Source organism: Amycolatopsis sp. CA-126428, from assembly GCF_002904335.1.
Lineage (GTDB): Bacteria > Actinomycetota > Actinomycetes > Mycobacteriales > Pseudonocardiaceae > Amycolatopsis.
Genome location: NZ_PPHF01000021.1, coordinates 1 through 18,328, shown reverse-complemented (window position 1 = coordinate 18,328; position 18,328 = coordinate 1). Strand labels below are relative to the sequence as shown.

The following is an 18,328-nucleotide window of genomic DNA, read 5'->3' as shown; positions in this document are numbered from 1 at the left end:
GCCCGATGCATGGGCTGATCCGGTGAACCACTGACCGTCACTGGTCCACCGGGCCGGTTCACCAGCAGCGAACGGACTTCCGGCCGAACCGGGCGCAAGATTGTAGTACCTGCAACGCTGTAATCGAGGTATCTCCATGGACGAGGCGATGGACGCCTACTCGCGCGCGGTCAGCACGGTCGCCAAGACCGTCACCCCGCACGTCGCCGGGGTGCAGCTCGCGCGGGGCAGTGGCTCGGCCGTCGTCTTCGCCGAGGACGGCCACCTGCTCACCAACGCCCACGTCGTCAGCGACCACCGGCGCGGGGTCGCCACCTTCGCCGACGGCAGCGAAGTGCCCTTCGACGTCGTCGGCGCCGATCCGCTGTCCGATCTCGCCGTGCTGCGGGCGCGGGGCGCGACGCCGGCGGCCGCCGTGCTCGGCGACGCCGACCGGCTCGTCGTCGGGCAGCTCGTCGTCGCGGTCGGGAACCCGCTCGGCTTCTCCGGGACCGTCACCGCCGGGGTCGTCAGCGCGCTCGGCCGGGCGCTGCCGGTCCGGCAGGGGCGCACCACCCGCGTGATCGAGGACGTCATCCAGACCGACGCCGCCCTCAACCCCGGCAACTCCGGCGGCGCGCTCGCCGACTCCGCCGGCCGGGTCGTCGGCATCAACACCGCGGTCGCCGGGATCGGGCTCGGGCTCGCGGTGCCGATCAACGCGACCACGCGGCGGATCATCGACACGCTCGTCGTCGAAGGCCGGGTGCGGCGCGCGTACCTCGGCGTCGTCGGCGTGCCCGCGCCGCTGCCGGACGACGTCGCCGAGCGCACCGGGCAGCGCGCCGGGCTGCGGGTGCGCGAAGTCGTCTCCGGCGGCCCGGCCGACCGGGCCGGGCTGCGTGCCGGCGACCTCGTGCTGACCGTCGGGCGCACCCGCGTCTCGGACGCCCAGGGCATCCAGCGGCAGTTGTTCGCGGAAGTGATCGGCACCGCACTGCCGATCACCGTGCTGCGCAACGGCGCCATGGTCGACGTCTACGCGACCCCGGCCGAACTGGTCGGGTGAGGTGAGGAGACTTGAGTATCGCGCTTCGGCGTGGCATGGTCGGTGGCACAACACCAACGCGGGAGCTCGCGCCATGGCGGGCTGAGAGGGTGACTTGCGTTTCGCAGGCGTCACCGACCGCATGAACCTGACCGGGTAATGCCGGCGTAGGGAGTGAAAGTCGTTGACGACGCTTGAGAACAATGCTGCCGTAAAGGTGACCACCGGGCCGATCACGGGCTCACACAAGGCTTACCAGCAGACCGAATCCGGGCTCCGCGTCCCCGTGCGGCGGATCGATCTCTCCAACGGTGAACAGTTCGACGTCTACGACACCTCCGGCCCGTACACGGATCCGGACGTCGAGATCGACGTCCACAGTGGACTTCACCGGCTGCGCGCCGGCTGGGCCGACGGGCGTGCGCACAACACTCAGCTCGGGTGGGCCAAACAGGGTGTCATCACCCGCGAAATGGAGTACATCGCCGCGCGGGAACGGGTTTCGCCCGAATTCGTGCGCGACGAGGTCGCCCGCGGCCGCGCGGTGATCCCGGCCAACCGCAAGCACCCCGAGACCGAGCCGATGATCATCGGCAAGAACTTCCTGGTAAAGATCAACGCCAACATGGGCAACTCGGCCGTGTGGTCGTCGGTCGAGGAAGAGGTCGACAAGATGGTGTGGGCGACCCGCTGGGGCGCCGACACGATCATGGACCTCTCCACCGGCAAGCGGATCCACGAAACGCGGGAGTGGATCATCCGCAACTCGCCGGTGCCGGTCGGCACCGTGCCGATCTACCAGGCGCTGGAAAAGGTCGACGGCGAACCGGAAAAGCTGTCGTGGGAGGTGTACCGCGACACCATCATCGAGCAGTGCGAACAGGGTGTCGACTACGTCACTGTGCACGCCGGCGTGCTGCTGCGCTACATCCCGCTGACCGCGCGGCGCGTCACCGGGATCGTCAGCCGCGGCGGGTCGATCATGGCCGCGTGGTGCCTCGCGCACCACCAAGAGTCCTTTTTGTACACGCACTTCGCGGAGCTCTGCGAGATCCTCCGGGAGTACGACGTCACGTTCTCCCTCGGCGACGGCCTGCGCCCGGGCTCGATCGCCGACGCCAACGACCGCGCCCAGTTCGCCGAGCTGGAAACCCTCGGCGAGCTGACGCACATCGCGCGCTCGCACGACGTCCAGGTGATGATCGAGGGCCCCGGCCACGTGCCGATGCACAAGATCAAGGAGAACGTGGAGCTCGAGGAAAAGCTCTGCGGCGAGGCGCCGTTCTACACCCTCGGTCCACTCGCGACGGACATCGCGCCGGCGTACGACCACATCACGTCGGCCATCGGCGCGGCGCAGATCGGCTGGTACGGCACGGCGATGCTGTGTTACGTGACGCCGAAGGAGCACCTCGGCCTGCCCAACCGCGACGACGTCAAGACCGGCGTGATCACGTACAAGATCGCCGCACACGCCGCGGACCTGGCCAAGGGGCACAAGTACGCGCAGGAGTGGGACGACGAGCTGTCGAAGGCGCGGTTCGAGTTCCGCTGGAACGACCAGTTCAACCTGTCGCTGGACCCGGACACCGCGCGCTCGTTCCACGACGAAACGCTGCCCGCCGAGCCGGCCAAGACCGCGCACTTCTGCTCGATGTGCGGCCCGAAATTCTGCTCGATGCGGATCACGCAGGACGTCCGCAAGTACGCCGAAGAGCACGGACTGTCCACTGTAGAGGCGATCGAAGCCGGCATGGCTTCGAAGTCGGCGGAGTTCACCGAGTCCGGCGGCCAGGTTTATTTGCCGGTGGTGCAGCCGTGACACCGAGGACCGCCCTCACCATCGCCGGCTCGGACTCCGGCGGTGGTGCGGGCATCCAGGCCGACCTGCGGACCTTCTTCGCACACGGGGTGCACGGGCTGGTCGCGCTGACGGCGGTCACCGTGCAGAACTCGCTGGGCGTGCAGGGTTTTACGGAGATCCCGGCCGACGTCGTCACCGCGCAGATCAAGGCGGTGGCGTCGGACATGGGCGTCAACGCCGCGAAGACGGGCATGCTGGCGACGGCCGAGATCATCCGTTCGGTGGCGAAAACCCTGGACGAGGTCGAGGTCGGCCCGTTCGTGGTCGACCCGGTGGCGGCGTCGATGACGGGCGACCCGCTGCTGCGCGAGGACGCCCTGGAGGCGATCCGCACGGAGCTGTTCCCGCGCGCGACGCTGATCACGCCGAACCTCGACGAAGTCCGGTTGCTGACGGGCGTTTCGGTCGTGGACCCGGCTTCGCAGCGGGCCGCCGCCGAAGCTTTGCTGGAGTTCGGCTCGCGGTGGGTCCTGGTGAAGGGCGGCCACATGCAGGGGACGACCGACTGCGTGGACCTGCTCTCGGACGGCCGCGAGTTCATCTCCCTCAGTGGGCCGCGGTACGAGACGGAGAACACCCACGGCGGCGGGGACACGTTGGCGTCGGCGATCACCGCGTCGCTGGCCAAAGGCGCCTCGGTGCCGGACGCCGTGGCGGCAGGGAAGAAGTTCATCGAAAGGTGCGTGGCGGAGGCCTACCCGCTCGGCGCGGGTGTGGGCCCGGTCTCGCCGTTTTGGGTGCTACCGCAGTTGTCGTGAGTGTTTAGGCGGGTTAGAACCCGCCTAAACACTCACGACCAGCCGCGGCAGACCGCTCAGCCGCGAGCGAGCACCTGCGGGAGGACCGTGGTGAGGCCGGTCCAGTCCGCGGTGACCACCGATGCGTGCTGCTTCGCCAGGTCGGCGACGCGCTGGTTGGCCTGGTCGACCGTCGGGTTGTGGGCGTCGATGGCCGGCGCGACGTTCTGCGCGTCGGTCATCACGACGTAGTAGTGGTTGGCGTCGTACCACCAGGGCCCGGTCTGGGTCACCCACGCGTTCGCGTCGCCGTCGAAGACCACGAACCACGGCTTGAGGTCGGCGGTGTACTTGTCCCGCGGGTCACCGCCGGCCGCGCCGTGCACAGTCGGGAAGATGTTCGCGTCGCCGAGCTTGCCCGCGTTCTTCAGGCCGATGAGGTAGCGCGCGTACTCGACGTCGGTCTTCAGCGTGTCGGTCGGGTTCCCCTCCTCGACCGTGCCCGGGATGACCTCGGTGATCACCCGGCCCCGCAACGCGTCCACGGACGGCCAGTTGTCCGCTTTGGCCGCGTCGTCGAGCGTCGCGTAGCTCCCGAGCAGTTCGGCCGGGCGGAAGGCGACGCTGCCGAGGTGCGAGCGGAAGGTGGCGTCCAGTTCGTCCGGCCCCAGGCCGGTGTTGTCCGAGAAGCCGGTCTTCATTTCCAGCTTGAGCGTGATCGGCGTGTGCCCGGGGTGGGCGGCCAGCCAGATCCGGATGTCGTCGAGGCAGTACTCGAGGTTCTTGTTCTTCCCACCGGAGTACAGCTGCGACGCCGAAGTCGCGGCGACGCAGTTGTTCTGGTTCCCCAGCGGGTTCGAGTGGCTGACCTTCCATTCGTGGGTGAAGAAGTCCGGCCAGACGTCGAGCTCGATCAGCGACGACCCGGCGTCGAGGGCCCGGGCGAGGTAGTCGTAGGCCGCCGGGTCGTACGTGTTGTGCACGCCGACGGTGGTGACGTGGGAGAGCTGGGGACTGTCCGCGCTGGCGGCGGTCGCTCCGGAGAGCGTGAGAGCAGCAGTGAGGAGGACCACCGAGAAGAGCTTCATCCAGGCTCCTTCGCCCGTGAACTGGTGAGTAGCCCCCACAATGTGCCACCGTGGTTGACTGCTTATGAAGGAAAAGCGGCCGATTGGCCTAGACCAGAAGTCGGGATGACCATGACCACGAGCCCTCCCTCCGCGCTCACCATCGCGGAGTCGGACTCCGGCGGCGCCGCCGGGCTGCAGGCGGACCTGCGCACGTTCCTGACCTGCGGCGTCCACGGCCTGGTCGCGGTCACCGCCGTCACCGTGCAGAACACCCTGGGCGTGCACGACCGCGCCGACCTGCCGCCGCACATCGTGGCCGGGCAGATCGAAGCCGTGGCGGCGGACATGGGCGTCGGCGCGGCGAAGACCGGCATGCTGGCCTCGGCCGAGATCATCCACGCCGTCGCCGCGGCGTGCGACACCGCCGAAATCGGCCGGGACGCGAAGATCCCGTTCGTCGTCGACCCGGTCGCGGCGTCGATGCACGGCCAGCCGCTGTTCGACGAAGCCGGGCTCGTGGCGCTGCGCGACGAACTGCTGCCGCGCGCGACGGTGCTGACCCCGAACCTCGACGAGGTCCGGCTGCTCACCGGGATGACGGTGAAGGACCGCGAGGGCATGCACACCGCGGCCGTCGTGCTGCACCGGATGGGCCCGCGGTACGTCCTGGTCAAGAGCGGGCACCTGCAGGCCGACCCGGAGTGCGTGGACCTGCTGTTCGACGGCTCGACGTTCGTGGAGCTGCCGGGGCGGCGGTACCCGACGCCGCACACGCACGGCGCGGGCGACACGATGGCGTCGGCGCTCACCGCGGGCCTGGCCAAGGGGATGTCCGTGGTCGAGGCCGCGCGCTACGGCAAGTGGTTCGTCTCGCACGCGGTCGAGCACGCCTACCCGATGGGCGCCAAGGTCGGCCCGGTCTCGGCCTTCTGGCGGCTGGCGCCCGAAGAGCGCTGAGTACCGACCCGGATACCATCCCTGCGTTTACTGATCCTTGACCGAAGCAGGGGGCCGCCTTGACCGGGCGCGAGCGGGTGGCGAAGTTCCTCGAGAGCCGCCGCTTCCAGAACTTCATCATCGCCGTGATCGTCTTCAACGCGGTCACCCTCGGCATGGAGACGTCCACGTCCCTCATGAGCGGGTACGGCGATCTCCTGCACGTCCTCGACCACCTCGCGCTGGGCATCTTCGTCGCCGAGCTGCTGGCCAAGTTCTACGCCTACCGCGGCGGCTTCTTCCGCGACAACTGGAACGTCTTCGACCTGCTGGTGGTCGGCATCGCGGTGATCCCGGCGACCGGGCCGTTCGCGGTGCTGCGATCGCTGCGCGTGCTGCGTGTCCTGCGGCTGATCTCCGTCGTGCCGTCGATGCGGAAGGTCGTTTCCGGACTGCTCGCCGCGATCCCCGGGATGGCGTCGATCGCCGCGCTGCTCGCGCTGATCATCTTCGTGGCCGGCGTGATGGCGACGAAGCTGTTCGGCACCATCGACCCCGGCGACTTCGGCGACCTCGGCACGTCGCTGTTCACCCTGTTCCAGGTGATGACCGGCGAGGCGTGGCCGGACATCGCGAAGACGATCATGGAACAGGCCCCGATGGCCTGGATCTTCTTCGTCGTCTACATCCTGGTGTCCAGCTTCGCGGTGCTGAACCTGTTCATCGCCGTCGTGGTCAGCGGCATGGAGGACGAACTGCGCCAGGACATCCGCGAGGAAGAGGCGAAGCAGGCCGAAACGCAGGCCGCGGCCAACCAGGAAATCCTCGACGAGCTCCGCGCCCTGCGCGCGGAACTGGCCGAGCTGCGCCGGAACGCGGCTTAGTCGTCCGCGATCAGGGCCTCGAGCGCCGGGATCGCCGCCGTCAGGGCTTCGCGGTGCTCGGGCGAGAGCCGGTCGAGGCGCCGGTTCAGCTCCTGCACCCGCGTCGACCGGACGCCGGAGACGAGCCGCTCGCCCTCTTCGGTCGCCTTCGCCAGCCAGGCCCGGCGGTCGACCGGGTCGGACTCGCGGCTGACGTACCCGGCCTCGACCAGGGACGCGATGATCCGCGACATCGTCGCCGCGGCCACGCCCTCCTTGGCCGCGAGGTCACCGAGCCGCAACTGGCCCGCGTGCACCAGCGTCGCCAGCGCGGAGAGGGCGCCGTGGCCCGGCCCCGGGACACCCGCCTGCCGCAGTGACCGGGACAGCCTGCCCACGGCGAGGTACAACCTGCCCGAGACGTCCTGGACCGATGTGCTCGTCACGGCTGGCTCCTTCTGCCCTCACCCCGCCGCAGGTGCGCCGGAAATGCCGTCCACCTTACGGGCTCGCCGTGCACACTCGGTGTTAAGGCGCCACAGCGTTGTACCGGGGCCCCCGAAAAGCAGTGTTCCACCGTGGCTTCGCCCCGGGCCGGGGGCTCCGCCACCCGGAGCCCCCGAAAAGCAGGGTGGTTCTACCGGGGTGGGCTCGACGCCTGCGCCCAGAACCGCTGCGGCACGCGCCCGGCCTCGCGGGCCAGCCGCCCGGCGACGACCGCGGCCCGCATCGCCGCGGCCATCCGCTCGGGATCGGCGGCCCGGGTGACCGCGGTGGAGAGCAGGACCGCGTCGCAGCCCAGCTCCATCGCCAGCGTCGCGTCCGACGCCGTGCCGATTCCGGCGTCCAGGATCACCGGGACGCCCGCCCGCGAAACGATCAGCTCGATGTTGTGCGGATTCCGGATGCCGAGGCCGGTGCCGATCGGCGCGCCCAGCGGCATCACCGCGGCGCAGCCGGCTTCCTCCAGGCGCAGCGCGAGCACGGGGTCGTCGTTCGTGTAGGCGAACACGGTGAACCCGTCGGCGGCCAGCCGTTCGGCGGCGTCGAGGGTCTCGAACGGGTCCGGCAGCAGCGTCCGGTCGTCGGCGTGCACTTCGAGCTTGATCAGGTCGGTTTCCAGGGCCTCCCGCGCGAGCTGAGCGGTGAGCACGGCCTCGGCGGCCGTCCGGCAGCCCGCCGTGTTCGGCAGCAGCTCGATGCCGAGCCGTTTCAGGAGTTCGAGGACGCCGGAGCCGCCTTCGGCGTCGGCGCGGCGCATGGCGACGGTGGTCAGCTCGGTGCCGGACGCGACGAGCGCGCGTTCCAGGACGGCGAGGTTCGCCGCGCCGCCGGTGCCGATGATCAGCCGGGACGTCAGCTTGCCGGGGCCGATGACCAGTGGTGCTTCGTCCACTTCAGCCTCCCTGGACCGCGGTGAGCACGTCGACGCCCGCCCCCTTGGGCACGGCGGTGGCCGCCCAGTCGGCGCGGCGGACGACGACGCCGTCGACCGCGACGGCGATCCCGGGCCGCTGCCCGCCGGTGGCGTCGAGGACGTCGGCGACGGTGGCGCCGTCCGGGAACGCCGTCCACTCGCCGTTGAGCTTGATCTCCATCACACGTGCTCCTTCTGGTGCAGGCGGGCGGGGGACGCGGCCGCGGTGCCTTCGGGCGGCGCCTCCCCCTCGAGCCAGGCGACCACGGCGTCCGCGGTCACCGGGGCCATCAGCAGGCCGTTGCGGTGGTGCCCGGTCGCGGCGAAGACGCCGTCGTCCAGGACGCCGAGGTACGGCAGCGCGTCCCGGCTGCCCGCCCGCAGGCCGGCGGCGGTCTCGGTCAGCTCGTACTCGGTGATCGCGGGGAAGACGCGTTCGGCGCCTTCGAGCAGCTCGCGCACGCCGCGGGCGGTGACGGCCCGGTCGAAGCCGGCCTCGTATTGGGTGGCGCCGAGGACCAGCTCCTGGTCACCGCGCGGGACGAGGTAGATCGGGCGGCCTTCGACGACGGCGCGGACGGTGTGCGTGGGCGGCGGCAAGCAGCCGCGGCGGAGCTTGAGCCGGAGGATTTCGCCCTTGAGCGGGCGGACGGCGCCGGCGAGCAGCGGGTGCAGCCGCCCGGTCCAGGCGCCCGCGGCGAGCACGACGGCTTCGGCGTCCGGGAGTTCTTCGACGCGCTCGCGCACGAACCGGACCTGGTGGCCGACGCAGGCCGCGTACAGCGCGTCGAGCAGTTTCCGGTTGTCCACGGCCAGGTCGCCGGGCACGTGGAGTCCACTTCGGACGGACCCGGTGCCGGGTTCGAGCCGCTTGACCTCCCGCCCGGTGAGCCGCTCGGCCGCGCGGCCGAGCGAGTGCAGGTGACCGGCCAGGATGGCCAGGTAGCCGGCGTCGGCGCTGTCGAAGGCGACGACGAGCGTCCCGTGGCCGGCCAGCCCCGGGTCGTGGCCTTCTTCCGCCAGGTCACGCGCGAAACCGGGCCACCGCTTCAGCGAGGCTTCGCCGAGGCGGAGGACGTCCTCCTCGCCCGGCCACGCCTCGGTGACGGGGGCGAGCATGCCCCCGGCCAGCCAGGACGCCCCGCCGCGCGCGGGTTCGGGGTCGTAGACGGTCACTTCCCGGCCGGTGCGCGCGGCGCGCCACGCGGCGGACAGGCCGATCACGCCGCCGCCCACCACTGCCAGGTTCGTCATGGAATCACGCTCCCTGCGCCGGCATGACCCGGATCAGGTTCCACGGTCGGAGCGGCAGCTCCCTCTCAGCCCGTGCCTCGGGCTCCCGTGCGGACACACCCACCTTAACCGGCCGGGTACGGTCGCCGCTATGCCCGCCCTCTCCGGTGACAAGATCCGCGCCCGCCTCGACGGCGCGCGCCTGTACCTGTGCACGGACGCCCGCACCGACCGTGGCGACCTGGCCGCCTTCGCCGACGCGGCCCTCGCGGGCGGCGTCGACATCATCCAGCTGCGCGACAAAACCGGTGCGCTGGAAGCGGCCGGCGAGATCGCGGCGCTGGAGGTGCTGGCGGAGGCGTGTGCCCGCCACGGGGCGTTGCTGTCGGTGAACGACCGGGCCGACGTGGCGCTGGCCGTCGGGGCCGACGTGCTGCACCTGGGCCAGGACGACATCCCGGTGCCGCTGGCCCGCCGGATCCTCGGCGACGAGGTGGTGATCGGCCGCTCGACGCACTCGCTCGACCAAGCGCTCGCGGCGGCCGCGGAGCCCGGGGTCGACTACTTCTGCACGGGCCCGTGCTGGCCGACGCCGACCAAGCCGGGCCGCCCGGCACCGGGCCTGGACCTGGTGCGCGCGACGGCGGCCTGGACCCCCGACCGGCCGTGGTTCGCCATCGGCGGCATCGACGGGCCGCGGCTCCCGGAGGTCCTCGACGCGGGAGCGTCCCGGATCGTGGTGGTCCGGGCGATCACCGAGGCCGAGGACCCCGAGGCCGCGGCGCGCGAACTGCGAGCCCGCCTGCCCTGAGTCACGGGGCCGGCGTCGTCGGGGCGACCTTGCTGGTCGGCGGGGTCGCCGACGTCGCCGGCGCCGAGGCCGACGGCTGGCCGGTTGTCGTGCTCGGAGTCGTCGCCGGGGTCTCCGACGACGTCGCCGGGGCGGTCGAACTCGTCGAAGGCGGCGTTGTCGTCGTCTCCGTCGGGGACACCTGCGTGTCGTTCGTCGAGGTCGGCGGGGTCGTCGACGGCGTCCGGTCCGGGTGGCCGCCGCCCGTGAAGATCTTGCCGAGGCTCGGGCCCGTGCCGCCGCCGATCTGGGTGCCCGTCGCCGACTCGAAGCCGACGATCGACAGGATCGCCACCGCGAACGCCGCCAGGCTCGTGGCGATGATCAGCGGCCAGCGCAGCTTCCGCAGCCGCGCGGACAGCCGTGACGGCTCTTCCTCCGGCGGTTTCAGCTGGACCGTCGGCTGGTCGGTGATCGGCACGTCCGACGGCTCGTCGGCCGGTCCCCGCCGCCGGATGCCCGACGTCGCCAGCTGGCGCGCCCTGAGCGCCGCCTCGCGGGTGCGCTGCAGCGAGCGCAGGTACAGCTCGCTGCCGACCGTCGACACCACGCTCGCCACGCCGGCGCCGACCACCGTGCCCGCCACGCCCAGTGTCGAACCGAGCAGCGCCGCGGTCACCGCCGCCAGCGCCGCCGCCAGGACCTGCGCGATCCGCAGGCCCGACTTCTCTTCTTTCGCTTCCGAAGCCGCTACGTTCTCCTTGCTCATGATCCCGATCTAGGTAGTCCGTGTTCTCCCCTGTCCAACGTCTGAGGCGCATGAGGCACTCCCCTCGTTGCCGCAGCGTGAGGAGGACCACTCTCTCTGTCCATAATGGACACTCCGGGTCGAACGTTTTCTTGACATACTCGGCACATGGAACTGGTGACGATCTCTGACATCGAGGCCGCCGCGAAGCGCGTCGAAGATGTCGCCGTACGCACGCCTCTGCTGCTCCAAACCTGGGATCCCCGCGGAACCCTGTGGCTTAAACCCGAAAGCCTGCAACCGGTCGGGGCGTTCAAGGTGCGCGGCGCGTTCAACGCCATCGCCGCCCTCGACGACGCGGCCCGCGCCCGCGGCGTCATCGCGTACTCCAGCGGCAACCACGCGCAGGCAGTCGCGTACGCGGCGCAGCGGTACGGCGTGCCGGCGGTGATCGTCGTGCCGGACGTCGCGCCGCGGATCAAGGTCGAGGCCACCCGCGCGTACGGCGCCGAGGTGATCGAGGTGCCGATCGGCGAACACGAGGGCAAAGCGCGTGAACTGGCCATAGAGCGCGGGCTGACCCTTGTCCCGCCGTTCGATCACGCGGCCATCATCGCCGGGCAGGGCACGGCGGGGCTGGAGATCGCCGAGGACCTGCCGGACGTCGACGTCGTGCTGGTGCCGATCAGCGGCGGCGGGCTGGCGGCCGGCGTCGGCACCGCGATCAGGGCCCGCTGCCCGCGGGCGCGCGTGATCGGCGTCGAGCCCGCGCTGGCCGCGGACGTCGCCGACAGCCTCCGGCAGGGCCGGCTGGTCCGGTGGCCGCAGGCCGACCGCGCCCAGACGATCGCCGACGGCCTGCGCTCGCAACCGTCGGAACTGACCTTCGCCCATTTGCGGGAGGTCGTCGACCGGATGGTGACGGTGACCGAGGACGAGATCCGGGAGGCCGTCCGCGTCCTCGCCCGCAAGGCCCGGCTGGTGGCCGAGCCCAGCGGCGCGGTGACGACGGCGGCGTACCTCTTCCACGCCGGCGAGCTGCCGGCCGGGAAGACCGTCGCGCTGGTCTCGGGCGGCAACGCGGACCCGGCGCTGTTCGCCGAGATCCTCGCCGGTTAGGAGCCGGCGACCGGGGTCCCGCCGCCGCGGATGTGCGTCGGCGGGCCCTCGACGCCGCAGTGGTAGCACTTGCCCAGGTGGGGGCACTCGTCGTCGGGCTTGGCCTCCGCCGGGGGCGCGAGGACGCCGTTGTGGATGCCCAGCGCGATCAGCCCGCCGGCGATCGCCAGCGCCGCGCAGATGACCAGCGCCGTCCGCCAGCCCGCCGTCAGCGCGACCGGGTCGGTGTACGCCTCGCCGGTCAGCCCGGCCGCGGCGGGCAGCACCGCCACCGCCAGCAGGCCGCCCGAGCGCGCGATGGCGTTGTTGACGCCGGACGCGACACCGGCGTAGCGGTCCGGGGCCGCGGCGAGCACCGTCGCGGTCACCGGGGCCACGACCGTCGCCAGGCCGAGCCCGAACACCACCACCGCGGGCAGCACCGCGCCGAGGTAGGACGCGCCGGGCGCGATGCGCAGCATCAGCAGCATCCCGATGCCGACGACGATCGGGCCCACCACCAGCTGCGCCCGCGGGCCGATGCGCTGCGCGAGCGCGCCGGAGCGGCCCGAGAGCAGCAGCATGATCACCGTCAGCGGCAGGCCGGCCAGCCCGGACGCGGTCGGCGAGTAGCCGAGCGAGACCTGCAGCTGCATGACCAGCAGCATCATCACGCCGCCCAGGGCGGCGTAGACGACGAACGTCAGCGCGTTCGAGAGCGTGAACGTGCGGTCGCGGAACAGCGACGGCGGCACGAGCGGCTCCGCCGACCGGTGCTGGACGGCGACGAACGCGGCCAGCCCCGCGATCCCCAGCAGGCCCGCGACCAGCACGATCGGATCGCCGACGCCGCGGGCGGGCGCCTCCACCAGTGCGCCGGTGATCCCGGCCAGGCCGACGGCGCCCAACGCGGCGGCCCCGAAGTCCGGGTGCCCGGTGGCGTCCGGGTCGCGGGATTCGGGGACGAACTTCCGCGCCATGAGCACCACCACGACCGCGATCGGCACGTTGATGAGGAACGCCAGCCGCCAGGACCAGACCTGCACGAGGAAGCCGCCGAGCAGCGGCCCGGCGGCGGCCGCGATGCCGCCGAGGCCGGACCAGGCGCCGATCGCGCGGGCGCGGGCGTCGTGCGCGAAGGACGCCTGGAGGATCGCGAGCGACCCCGGTGTCAGGAGCGCGCCGCCGATGCCCTGCAGGATCCGCATCGCGACGAGCATCTCGGTGGACGTCGCGGCCGCGCACAGGCCGGACGCGACACCGAACCAGACCACGCCGACGAGGTACATGCGGCGCCGGCCGTACCGGTCGCCGAGCGAACCGGCGACCAGGATCAGCGCGGCGAGCGCCAGCAGGTAGCCGTCGAGGATCCACTGGAGCCCCGCGACGGAGGCGTTGAGCTCGGCGCCGATGCGGGGCAGGGCGACGTTGACGATCGTGCCGTCGAGCATCGCCATGCCGGAGCCGAGGATGGTGGTCGCGAGGACACCGCGCGCGGCGCCGGTCCCCCATCGGATCCCGGTGTCTTCGGTGGCAGTCACCCGGTCACTTCACCTTGACCGGCGACCCCCGTCAACCCGGCTGTCGTGAGTGGCAAAGCGGGTTCTAACCCGCCTTACCACTCACGAGCCCTACGGCAGCAGCGTCGTCACGAACTTGTAGCGGTCGCCGCGGTAGACCGAGCGGGCGAACTCGACCGGCTTGCCGTCGGTGGCGAACGAGTGGCGGGTCAGCATCAGCACCGGCATGCCGACGTCCGCGCCGAGCATCTCCGCTTCCTGCGGGCCCGCCAGCGACGTCTCGATCGTTTCTTCCGCGCGTTCGAGTTCGACGCCGTAGTGCTCGCGTAGAACGGCGTACAACGAACCGCCGGCCGAGACGTGCTTGCGCAGCCCGCGGAAACGGCCGAGGGGAAGGTGCGTCGTCTCCAGCGCCATCGGCTGGGAGTCCGCCAGTCGAAGTCGTCGAAGGCGAAGGATTTTCGCGCCGGTCCGGATTCCGAGCAGCTTGGCGAGGTCGCCCTCGACCGGCATTTCTTCGACCTCGAGGAGCTTCGAGGACGGCTTCAGGCCCTGCTTGCGCATGTCCTCGGTGTAGGAGGACAGCTGCAGCCGCTGGGCGAGCTTCGGCTCGGCCGCGAAGGTGCCTTTTCCCTGCACCCGGTGCAGGCGGCCTTCGGCGGTGAGGTCGGCCAGCGCCTGGCGCACGGTGGTGCGGGAGACCGTGAACTCGCCGGCGAGCGCGCGTTCGGTCGGGATCGGCGACCCCGGCGGCAGCACGTCCAAGAGGTCGAGGAGGTGCTGTTTCAGCGCCCAGTATTTGGGCTCGCGCTGCCCGCGCAGCCCGGCGACGGCGCCCGCCTCGCCCGTGGTGGTGGTCTCCAACATGCCCGGCTCCCTATGTCTTCCCTCATCGCACGCCACGTCCCCGTAAGAAACGTACCCTTTTCCCCAAACGCGCCGCCCCTATAACATTGGTCTAGACCTGACCGACGCCGCCTGAGTCCGGTACATAATGCCGGAGGTGGAGAGGAAAATGATGACCGAACAACGGCCCGGCGTGCACATGGCCGCGGAGATCGCCCAGCAGCCGGACGTCCTGGCCGGACTGGTGGCGCGTCAGGCGGAAATCGCCGAAGTGGCGGAAAAGATCTCACAGAGGCCCCCGCGGTTCGCTTTGCTCGCCGCGCGTGGATCGAGTGACCACGCAGCGTTGTACGCGAAGTACCTGATCGAGGTACTGCTCGGCCTTCCGGCCGGTCTGGTTTCCCCCTCGACGGCGACGCTGTACGGCGCGCGGCCCGATTTGCGGGACGTGCTGTTCGTCACGGTCAGCCAGAGCGGCGGCTCGCCCGACCTGATCGAGGTCACCGAAACGGCGCGCCGCCAGGGCGCGCTGACGGTGTCCGTCACCAACACGCCGGACTCGCCGCTGCGGGCGGCGTCCGAGCTCGGCGTCGACATCGGCGCGGGCGTCGAGAAGGCCGTCGCGGCCACCAAGACCTACTCCGCGACGCTGATGGCGCTGTACCTGCTGATCGACGCGGTGCGCGGCGGCAAGGCGGCCGACGCCGAGAAGATCGGCGAACTGGCGCAGCAGACCCTCGACGGCGCCGAGGAGGGCGTGCAGCGCGCGGTCGACCGGTACCGCTTCGTGGACCGGGTCCTCACCACCGGCCGCGGCTACTCCTACGCCAGCGCGCTCGAGGGTTCGCTCAAGCTCGCCGAGACCAGCTACCTGGCCGCCCGCGCGTACAGCGGCGCGGACCTGCTGCACGGCCCGGTGGCGGCGGTGGACGGCGAGACCGCCGTGCTCGCGGTGACCAGCGCCGGGCACGGCGGCCGGGCGATGCACGAGGTCCTCGAGGCCGTCAGCAAGCGCGGCGCGGACGTGCTCGCGGTCGGCTCGGCCGCCGCCGAGGTGCCCGCGGCGCTGCGCATCGACGTCGCCCCGACGGTGGAGGAGCTGGCGCCGATCCTGGAGATCCTGCCGATCCAGCGGATCGCGCTCGGCCTTTCGCTGGCCCGCGGCGGCGACCCGGACAGCCCGCGCGGCCTGCTGAAGGTGACCAAGACCCGGTGAGCTTCGCGGTGGGCGTCGACGCCGGCGGCACGTCGACCAGGGCCGCCCTGGTCGACGCCGCCGGCGCGGTGCTGGGCACCGGGCGCGGCGAAGGGGCCAACCCGAACGCGCACGCGCCCGAGGTCGCCGCGGGCCGGATCGCCGGCGCGATCACCGCGGCGCTCGGCGACTGCGACCCCGGCGCCGTGCGGGCGTGCGTCGTCGGCATGGCCGGGGTCAGCAAGCTGAGCGACCAGGCGGTGGCGGCGGTCTTCGCCGCGGCGTGGACGCGAATCGGTCTCACGTGTGCCGTCCGGACGGTCGCCGACGCCGAAGTGGCGTACGCGTCGGCGACGCCGGCCCCGGACGGGACGGTCGTCGTCGCCGGCACCGGCTCGATCGTGGGCCGGATCCGGAAGCGGCGGCTGGCCGGCACGACCGGCGGCTACGGCTGGCTGCTCGGCGACGAAGGGTCGGCGTTCTGGCTCGGCCGCGAGGCCGTCCGCTCCACTTTGGAGGCACTCGGGCGCGGACGGCCGCTCGACGGGCTGCCCTCGGCGGTGCTCACCGCCGCGCTCGGACCGTCCGGTTTGGACGTCCGCGACGACGACGCCGCCCGGCTGGCCGCGGCCCGGGCGTTGATCACGGCGGCCAACGCGGAGGCACCCGTCCGGCTCGCCCGGTTCGCCCCGTTGGTGAGCGCGGCGCACGACGCGGGTGAGCCCGCGGCCCGGGAGATCGTCGCCCGCGCGGCCGGCTTCCTGGCCGAGAACGCCCTCGCGGCGCGCGAGCCCGGCGAGTCGACTCCCATCGTGCTCGTCGGCTCGGTGCTCACCGGGGCCAGCCCGGTCGGCGAGCTCGTCCGCCGCCGGTTGACCGGCCTCGAGGTGCTGACCAGCTCCGATGGGGTGCTCGGAGCGGCGTGGCTGGCCGCCGTGGACGCCTTCGGCGAGGGCGCGCCGCGGCCCCGGCCGCAACGATATTGAGCAAAACGCGGCGCAAAGACGCGAAAACGTCGACTGAACCCGGGTAGTCCGGGTACCGTAGGCAGTGGCCCCCGGACCCTCCCCCCTCGCCGGGGGCCGCCTTATGCCCCGGGTACGTCGTCCGAGCGGGTTTCCGGCACCAGGCGCAGGCCGGGATGCTCCGGCGGCAACGCCCGGTAGAGCACCCAGCCACTGACCGCGACGGTGAGCGCGACGAGCGGCCACGAGAGCACCGTGCGGGCCACGCCGAGCGCGAGTACCTGGCCGGCCGACCACAGCAGGCCGTAGACGACCACGCGCAGCGTGTACTGGAGCACCCACACCCAGCTGGCCCGCGAGTAGGCCTTGAGCAGCACGGTGTCACGGCGCCAGCGCGTCTTCTGGCCCAGGAGCAGGCCGACGACCACCCCGAGCAGCGGCCACCGCACGACGATGCTGGCCGCCCACAGCAGGGCGCTGGCCACATTGGACATCAGCTGCAGCAGGAAGAAGTCCTGGGCGCGGCCGGTGTGCAGGGCGATCAGCGCGGCGGCGACGACGGCGGCCAGGCTGACGACCAGCGCGCGCACCTTGCCACCACGGGCCAGCCGGTAGATCCCGACCGCGACGGCGACCACGACGGCGGCACCGGCACCCCAGGCGACGGACTGCCCGGCGGCGAGCCAGCCGGCGACGAAGCCGACGGGCGGGATGCTGGCGTCGAGCGCGCCCCGGCGGCCACCGAGGATCTGCGTGAGCGATTCGCGGGGTTCTCCGGGCACGTGTCCAGCCTGCCGGATCGGATCCGGGACACCCCGGGCAGGGAGATTTTCGCCACATCGGGTGCCGGGTTTGCCTTCGAGTGTGCGGTTTCACGGCATGCCGAAGGTGAAGACTGCGTAATAAAGAGGCGGAGAAGGCCGACAAGATAAGACACTGTTACCGCAGGCTGAACACCCGGGGGAGAGCGGGTTTGCGGCCGATGGTTAGTTGAGGTGTACAACTACATGTCGGGGTGTGTCGGTCGCAGGATGGGAAGGGGACCCACGTGTACGGATTCGACAGCTACGTAGCCCTCGGTGACAGCTTCACCGAGGGCCTCAACGACGACCTGCCGGACGGCACCTTCCGGGGGTGGGCCGACCGGCTGGCCGAGGTCCTGGCGGGCGGCCGCAGCGACTTCCGCTACGCCAACCTGGCGCTGCGGGGCAAGATGCTCGACGAGATCCTGGACGAGCAGCTCCCGATCGCCCTGGAGCTGAAGCCCGACCTGGTCACGCTCTGTGCCGGCGGCAACGACATCATCGTCCCGGGCGCGGACGTCGACGCGGTCACCGAGCGCCTGGAGGAGGGTGTCGCGAAGCTGCGCGAGGCGGGCATCCCGGTGCTGATGTTCAACGGCCCGGACACGAAGGTCCTGTCGGTGATGTCGGTGCTGCGCGGCAAGGTGGCGATCTACAACACGAACCTGTGGGCGATCGCGGAGCGCCACGGAGCCCGCATGGTCGACCTGTGGACGATGGCCCCCCTGCACGACCGCCGCGCCTGGAGCGACGACCGCCTGCACTTTTCCCCGGAGGCCCACGGCCGCATCGCCATGAAGGCGGCGGAGGTCCTGGGCATCCCGGTGGAGAGCGACTGGCGCGAGCCGTGGCCCCTGGAGGAGGCCCCGAACCGCTGGATCGACTCCCGGCGGTCGGATTTGACGTGGACGAAGGTGCACCTGCTGCCCTGGATCCGGCGGCAGCTGCGCGGCGAGTCGATGGGGGATGGGTTGTCGCCTAAGCGGCCTCAACTGGCGCCGCTGGTGCCGTTGGATGTGCTCGAGGTGCCGGACAGCGCTCCGCACCAGCAGGCCAGCTGAGGATCGCCCCCCGGGTCGCGACAACCGGGGCATGAGCCGCGGCGGCTTGCGGCTTGCCGGGCTCGCTCAAGGGCGCGCAATCGCGCCCGCTGCCCGCTGCCCGCTGCCCGCTGCCCGCTGCCCGCTGCCCGCTGCCCGCTGCCCGCTGCCCGCTG

19 protein-coding genes and 2 riboswitches are annotated in these 18,328 nt (G+C 71.6%); of the genes, 10 read left to right on the top strand and 9 right to left on the bottom strand.

The features are described 5' to 3' along the window. The first annotated feature begins 136 nt into the window (after window positions 1-136). From C2L58_RS05465 to thiD (C2L58_RS05455), 3 genes are all read left to right on the top strand, one after another. Window positions 137-1,048: a S1C family serine protease gene (locus C2L58_RS05465; RefSeq protein WP_103336371.1), complete on the top strand. Its 912-nt coding sequence runs from the start codon at window positions 137-139 to the stop codon at window positions 1,046-1,048. A 48-nt stretch (window positions 1,049-1,096) separates the two neighbouring features. Then, a riboswitch (TPP riboswitch) is annotated at window positions 1,097-1,218 on the top strand. Further along, complete coding sequence (thiC, locus tag C2L58_RS05460; protein WP_103336369.1) at window positions 1,212-2,849, top strand: phosphomethylpyrimidine synthase ThiC; 1,638 nt, start codon at window positions 1,212-1,214, stop codon at window positions 2,847-2,849. (Overlaps the previous riboswitch by 7 nt.) Continuing rightward, window positions 2,846-3,649, top strand: coding sequence for a bifunctional hydroxymethylpyrimidine kinase/phosphomethylpyrimidine kinase (gene thiD, locus C2L58_RS05455; protein WP_103336367.1), 804 nt, complete (start codon window positions 2,846-2,848; stop codon window positions 3,647-3,649). The genes thiC and thiD (C2L58_RS05455) overlap by 4 nt, the downstream gene beginning before the upstream one ends. Before the next feature lie 56 nt (window positions 3,650-3,705). Here thiD (C2L58_RS05455) and C2L58_RS05450 read toward each other — a convergent pair whose 3' ends face one another. Continuing rightward, window positions 3,706-4,716, bottom strand: a complete 1,011-nt coding sequence (locus C2L58_RS05450) for a phosphatidylinositol-specific phospholipase C domain-containing protein (RefSeq protein ID WP_103336366.1) — start codon at window positions 4,714-4,716, stop codon at window positions 3,706-3,708. 105 nt (window positions 4,717-4,821) lie between these two features. Here C2L58_RS05450 and thiD (C2L58_RS05445) point away from each other — a divergent pair, with 105 nt between their 5' ends. Continuing rightward, window positions 4,822-5,655: a bifunctional hydroxymethylpyrimidine kinase/phosphomethylpyrimidine kinase gene (gene thiD, locus C2L58_RS05445; protein WP_103336364.1), complete on the top strand. Its 834-nt coding sequence runs from the start codon at window positions 4,822-4,824 to the stop codon at window positions 5,653-5,655. 59 nt (window positions 5,656-5,714) lie between these two features. Continuing rightward, the gene (locus C2L58_RS05440; RefSeq protein ID WP_103336363.1) at window positions 5,715-6,518 is read left to right on the top strand and encodes an ion transporter; all 804 of its coding nucleotides are present in this window, start codon (window positions 5,715-5,717) and stop codon (window positions 6,516-6,518) included. On the opposite strand, the gene C2L58_RS05435 is transcribed toward C2L58_RS05440, so the two are convergent. From C2L58_RS05435 to thiO, 4 genes are all read right to left on the bottom strand, one after another. Continuing rightward, window positions 6,515-6,943 (bottom strand): MarR family winged helix-turn-helix transcriptional regulator, encoded by a 429-nt coding sequence (locus tag C2L58_RS05435; RefSeq protein ID WP_103336361.1) that lies wholly within the window; start codon window positions 6,941-6,943, stop codon window positions 6,515-6,517. The two genes, C2L58_RS05440 and C2L58_RS05435, sit on opposite strands and share 4 nt — an antisense overlap. Before the next feature lie 191 nt (window positions 6,944-7,134). After that, entirely contained in the window at window positions 7,135-7,893 is a 759-nt protein-coding gene (locus C2L58_RS05430) for a thiazole synthase (RefSeq protein ID WP_103336360.1), read from the bottom strand. Window position 7,894: 1 nt separating this feature from the next. Further along, a complete protein-coding gene (gene thiS / locus C2L58_RS05425; RefSeq protein ID WP_103336358.1) occupies window positions 7,895-8,095 on the bottom strand; it encodes a sulfur carrier protein ThiS in 201 nt (66 codons plus the stop codon). Then, window positions 8,095-9,168, bottom strand: a complete 1,074-nt coding sequence (gene thiO / locus C2L58_RS05420) for a glycine oxidase ThiO (RefSeq protein WP_103336357.1) — start codon at window positions 9,166-9,168, stop codon at window positions 8,095-8,097. Before thiO ends, thiS begins: the two co-directional genes overlap by 1 nt. Further along, window positions 9,162-9,267, bottom strand: a riboswitch (TPP riboswitch). (Overlaps the previous gene by 7 nt.) 31 nt (window positions 9,268-9,298) lie before the next feature. On the opposite strand from thiO, the gene thiE reads away from it, so the two are divergent. Beyond that, on the top strand, window positions 9,299-9,958 hold the full coding sequence (gene thiE, locus C2L58_RS05415) for a thiamine phosphate synthase (protein WP_103336355.1): 660 nt from the start codon (window positions 9,299-9,301) through the stop codon (window positions 9,956-9,958). Window position 9,959: 1 nt separating this feature from the next. Here the strand turns inward: thiE and C2L58_RS05410 are convergent, their stop codons facing one another. Next, window positions 9,960-10,706 (bottom strand): hypothetical protein, encoded by a 747-nt coding sequence (locus C2L58_RS05410; RefSeq protein ID WP_103336354.1) that lies wholly within the window; start codon window positions 10,704-10,706, stop codon window positions 9,960-9,962. 147 nt (window positions 10,707-10,853) lie between these two features. Here C2L58_RS05410 and C2L58_RS05405 point away from each other — a divergent pair, with 147 nt between their 5' ends. Next, window positions 10,854-11,804, top strand: a complete 951-nt coding sequence (locus C2L58_RS05405; protein ID WP_103336352.1) for a threonine ammonia-lyase — start codon at window positions 10,854-10,856, stop codon at window positions 11,802-11,804. Here the strand turns inward: C2L58_RS05405 and C2L58_RS05400 are convergent. After that, a complete protein-coding gene (locus tag C2L58_RS05400; RefSeq protein ID WP_103336351.1) occupies window positions 11,801-13,324 on the bottom strand; it encodes an MFS transporter in 1,524 nt (507 codons plus the stop codon). The genes C2L58_RS05405 and C2L58_RS05400 overlap by 4 nt on opposite strands. A 90-nt stretch (window positions 13,325-13,414) precedes the next feature. Further along, complete coding sequence (locus C2L58_RS05395) at window positions 13,415-14,170, bottom strand: GntR family transcriptional regulator (protein WP_103336349.1); 756 nt, start codon at window positions 14,168-14,170, stop codon at window positions 13,415-13,417. A 148-nt stretch (window positions 14,171-14,318) separates the two neighbouring features. Between C2L58_RS05395 and C2L58_RS05390 the strand changes: the two genes are divergently transcribed. Together C2L58_RS05390 and C2L58_RS05385 are read left to right on the top strand one after the other, a co-directional pair. Beyond that, complete coding sequence (locus tag C2L58_RS05390) at window positions 14,319-15,365, top strand: SIS domain-containing protein (protein WP_103336348.1); 1,047 nt, start codon at window positions 14,319-14,321, stop codon at window positions 15,363-15,365. Further along, the gene (locus tag C2L58_RS05385; protein WP_103336346.1) at window positions 15,362-16,330 is read left to right on the top strand and encodes an N-acetylglucosamine kinase; all 969 of its coding nucleotides are present in this window, start codon (window positions 15,362-15,364) and stop codon (window positions 16,328-16,330) included. The genes C2L58_RS05390 and C2L58_RS05385 overlap by 4 nt, the downstream gene beginning before the upstream one ends. A 101-nt stretch (window positions 16,331-16,431) precedes the next feature. On the opposite strand, the gene C2L58_RS05380 is transcribed toward C2L58_RS05385, so the two are convergent. Further along, window positions 16,432-17,091: a DUF3159 domain-containing protein gene (locus C2L58_RS05380; RefSeq protein WP_103336344.1), complete on the bottom strand. Its 660-nt coding sequence runs from the start codon at window positions 17,089-17,091 to the stop codon at window positions 16,432-16,434. Between the two features lie 266 nt (window positions 17,092-17,357). Here C2L58_RS05380 and C2L58_RS05375 point away from each other — a divergent pair, with 266 nt between their 5' ends. Further along, the gene (locus C2L58_RS05375) at window positions 17,358-18,173 is read left to right on the top strand and encodes an SGNH/GDSL hydrolase family protein (RefSeq protein WP_103336343.1); all 816 of its coding nucleotides are present in this window, start codon (window positions 17,358-17,360) and stop codon (window positions 18,171-18,173) included. Window positions 18,174-18,328 lie beyond the last annotated feature (155 nt).

Excerpts from the sequence above, each read along its gene's own strand:
- C2L58_RS05450 (WP_103336366.1), bottom strand. The coding sequence starts at position 4,716 with ATGAAGCTCTTCTCGGTGGTCCTCCTCACTGCTGCTCTCACGCTCTCC.
- thiD (WP_103336364.1), top strand. The coding sequence starts at position 4,822 with ATGACCATGACCACGAGCCCTCCCTCCGCGCTCACCATCGCGGAGTCG.
- C2L58_RS05410 (WP_103336354.1), bottom strand. The coding sequence starts at position 10,706 with ATGAGCAAGGAGAACGTAGCGGCTTCGGAAGCGAAAGAAGAGAAGTCG.
- C2L58_RS05390 (WP_103336348.1), top strand. The coding sequence starts at position 14,319 with ATGATGACCGAACAACGGCCCGGCGTGCACATGGCCGCGGAGATCGCC.
- thiS (WP_103336358.1), bottom strand. The coding sequence starts at position 8,095 with ATGGAGATCAAGCTCAACGGCGAGTGGACGGCGTTCCCGGACGGCGCC.
- thiO (WP_103336357.1), bottom strand. The coding sequence starts at position 9,168 with ATGACGAACCTGGCAGTGGTGGGCGGCGGCGTGATCGGCCTGTCCGCC.
- thiE (WP_103336355.1), top strand. The coding sequence starts at position 9,299 with ATGCCCGCCCTCTCCGGTGACAAGATCCGCGCCCGCCTCGACGGCGCG.
- C2L58_RS05405 (WP_103336352.1), top strand. The coding sequence starts at position 10,854 with ATGGAACTGGTGACGATCTCTGACATCGAGGCCGCCGCGAAGCGCGTC.
- C2L58_RS05395 (WP_103336349.1), bottom strand. The coding sequence starts at position 14,170 with ATGTTGGAGACCACCACCACGGGCGAGGCGGGCGCCGTCGCCGGGCTG.
- C2L58_RS05465 (WP_103336371.1), top strand. The coding sequence starts at position 137 with ATGGACGAGGCGATGGACGCCTACTCGCGCGCGGTCAGCACGGTCGCC.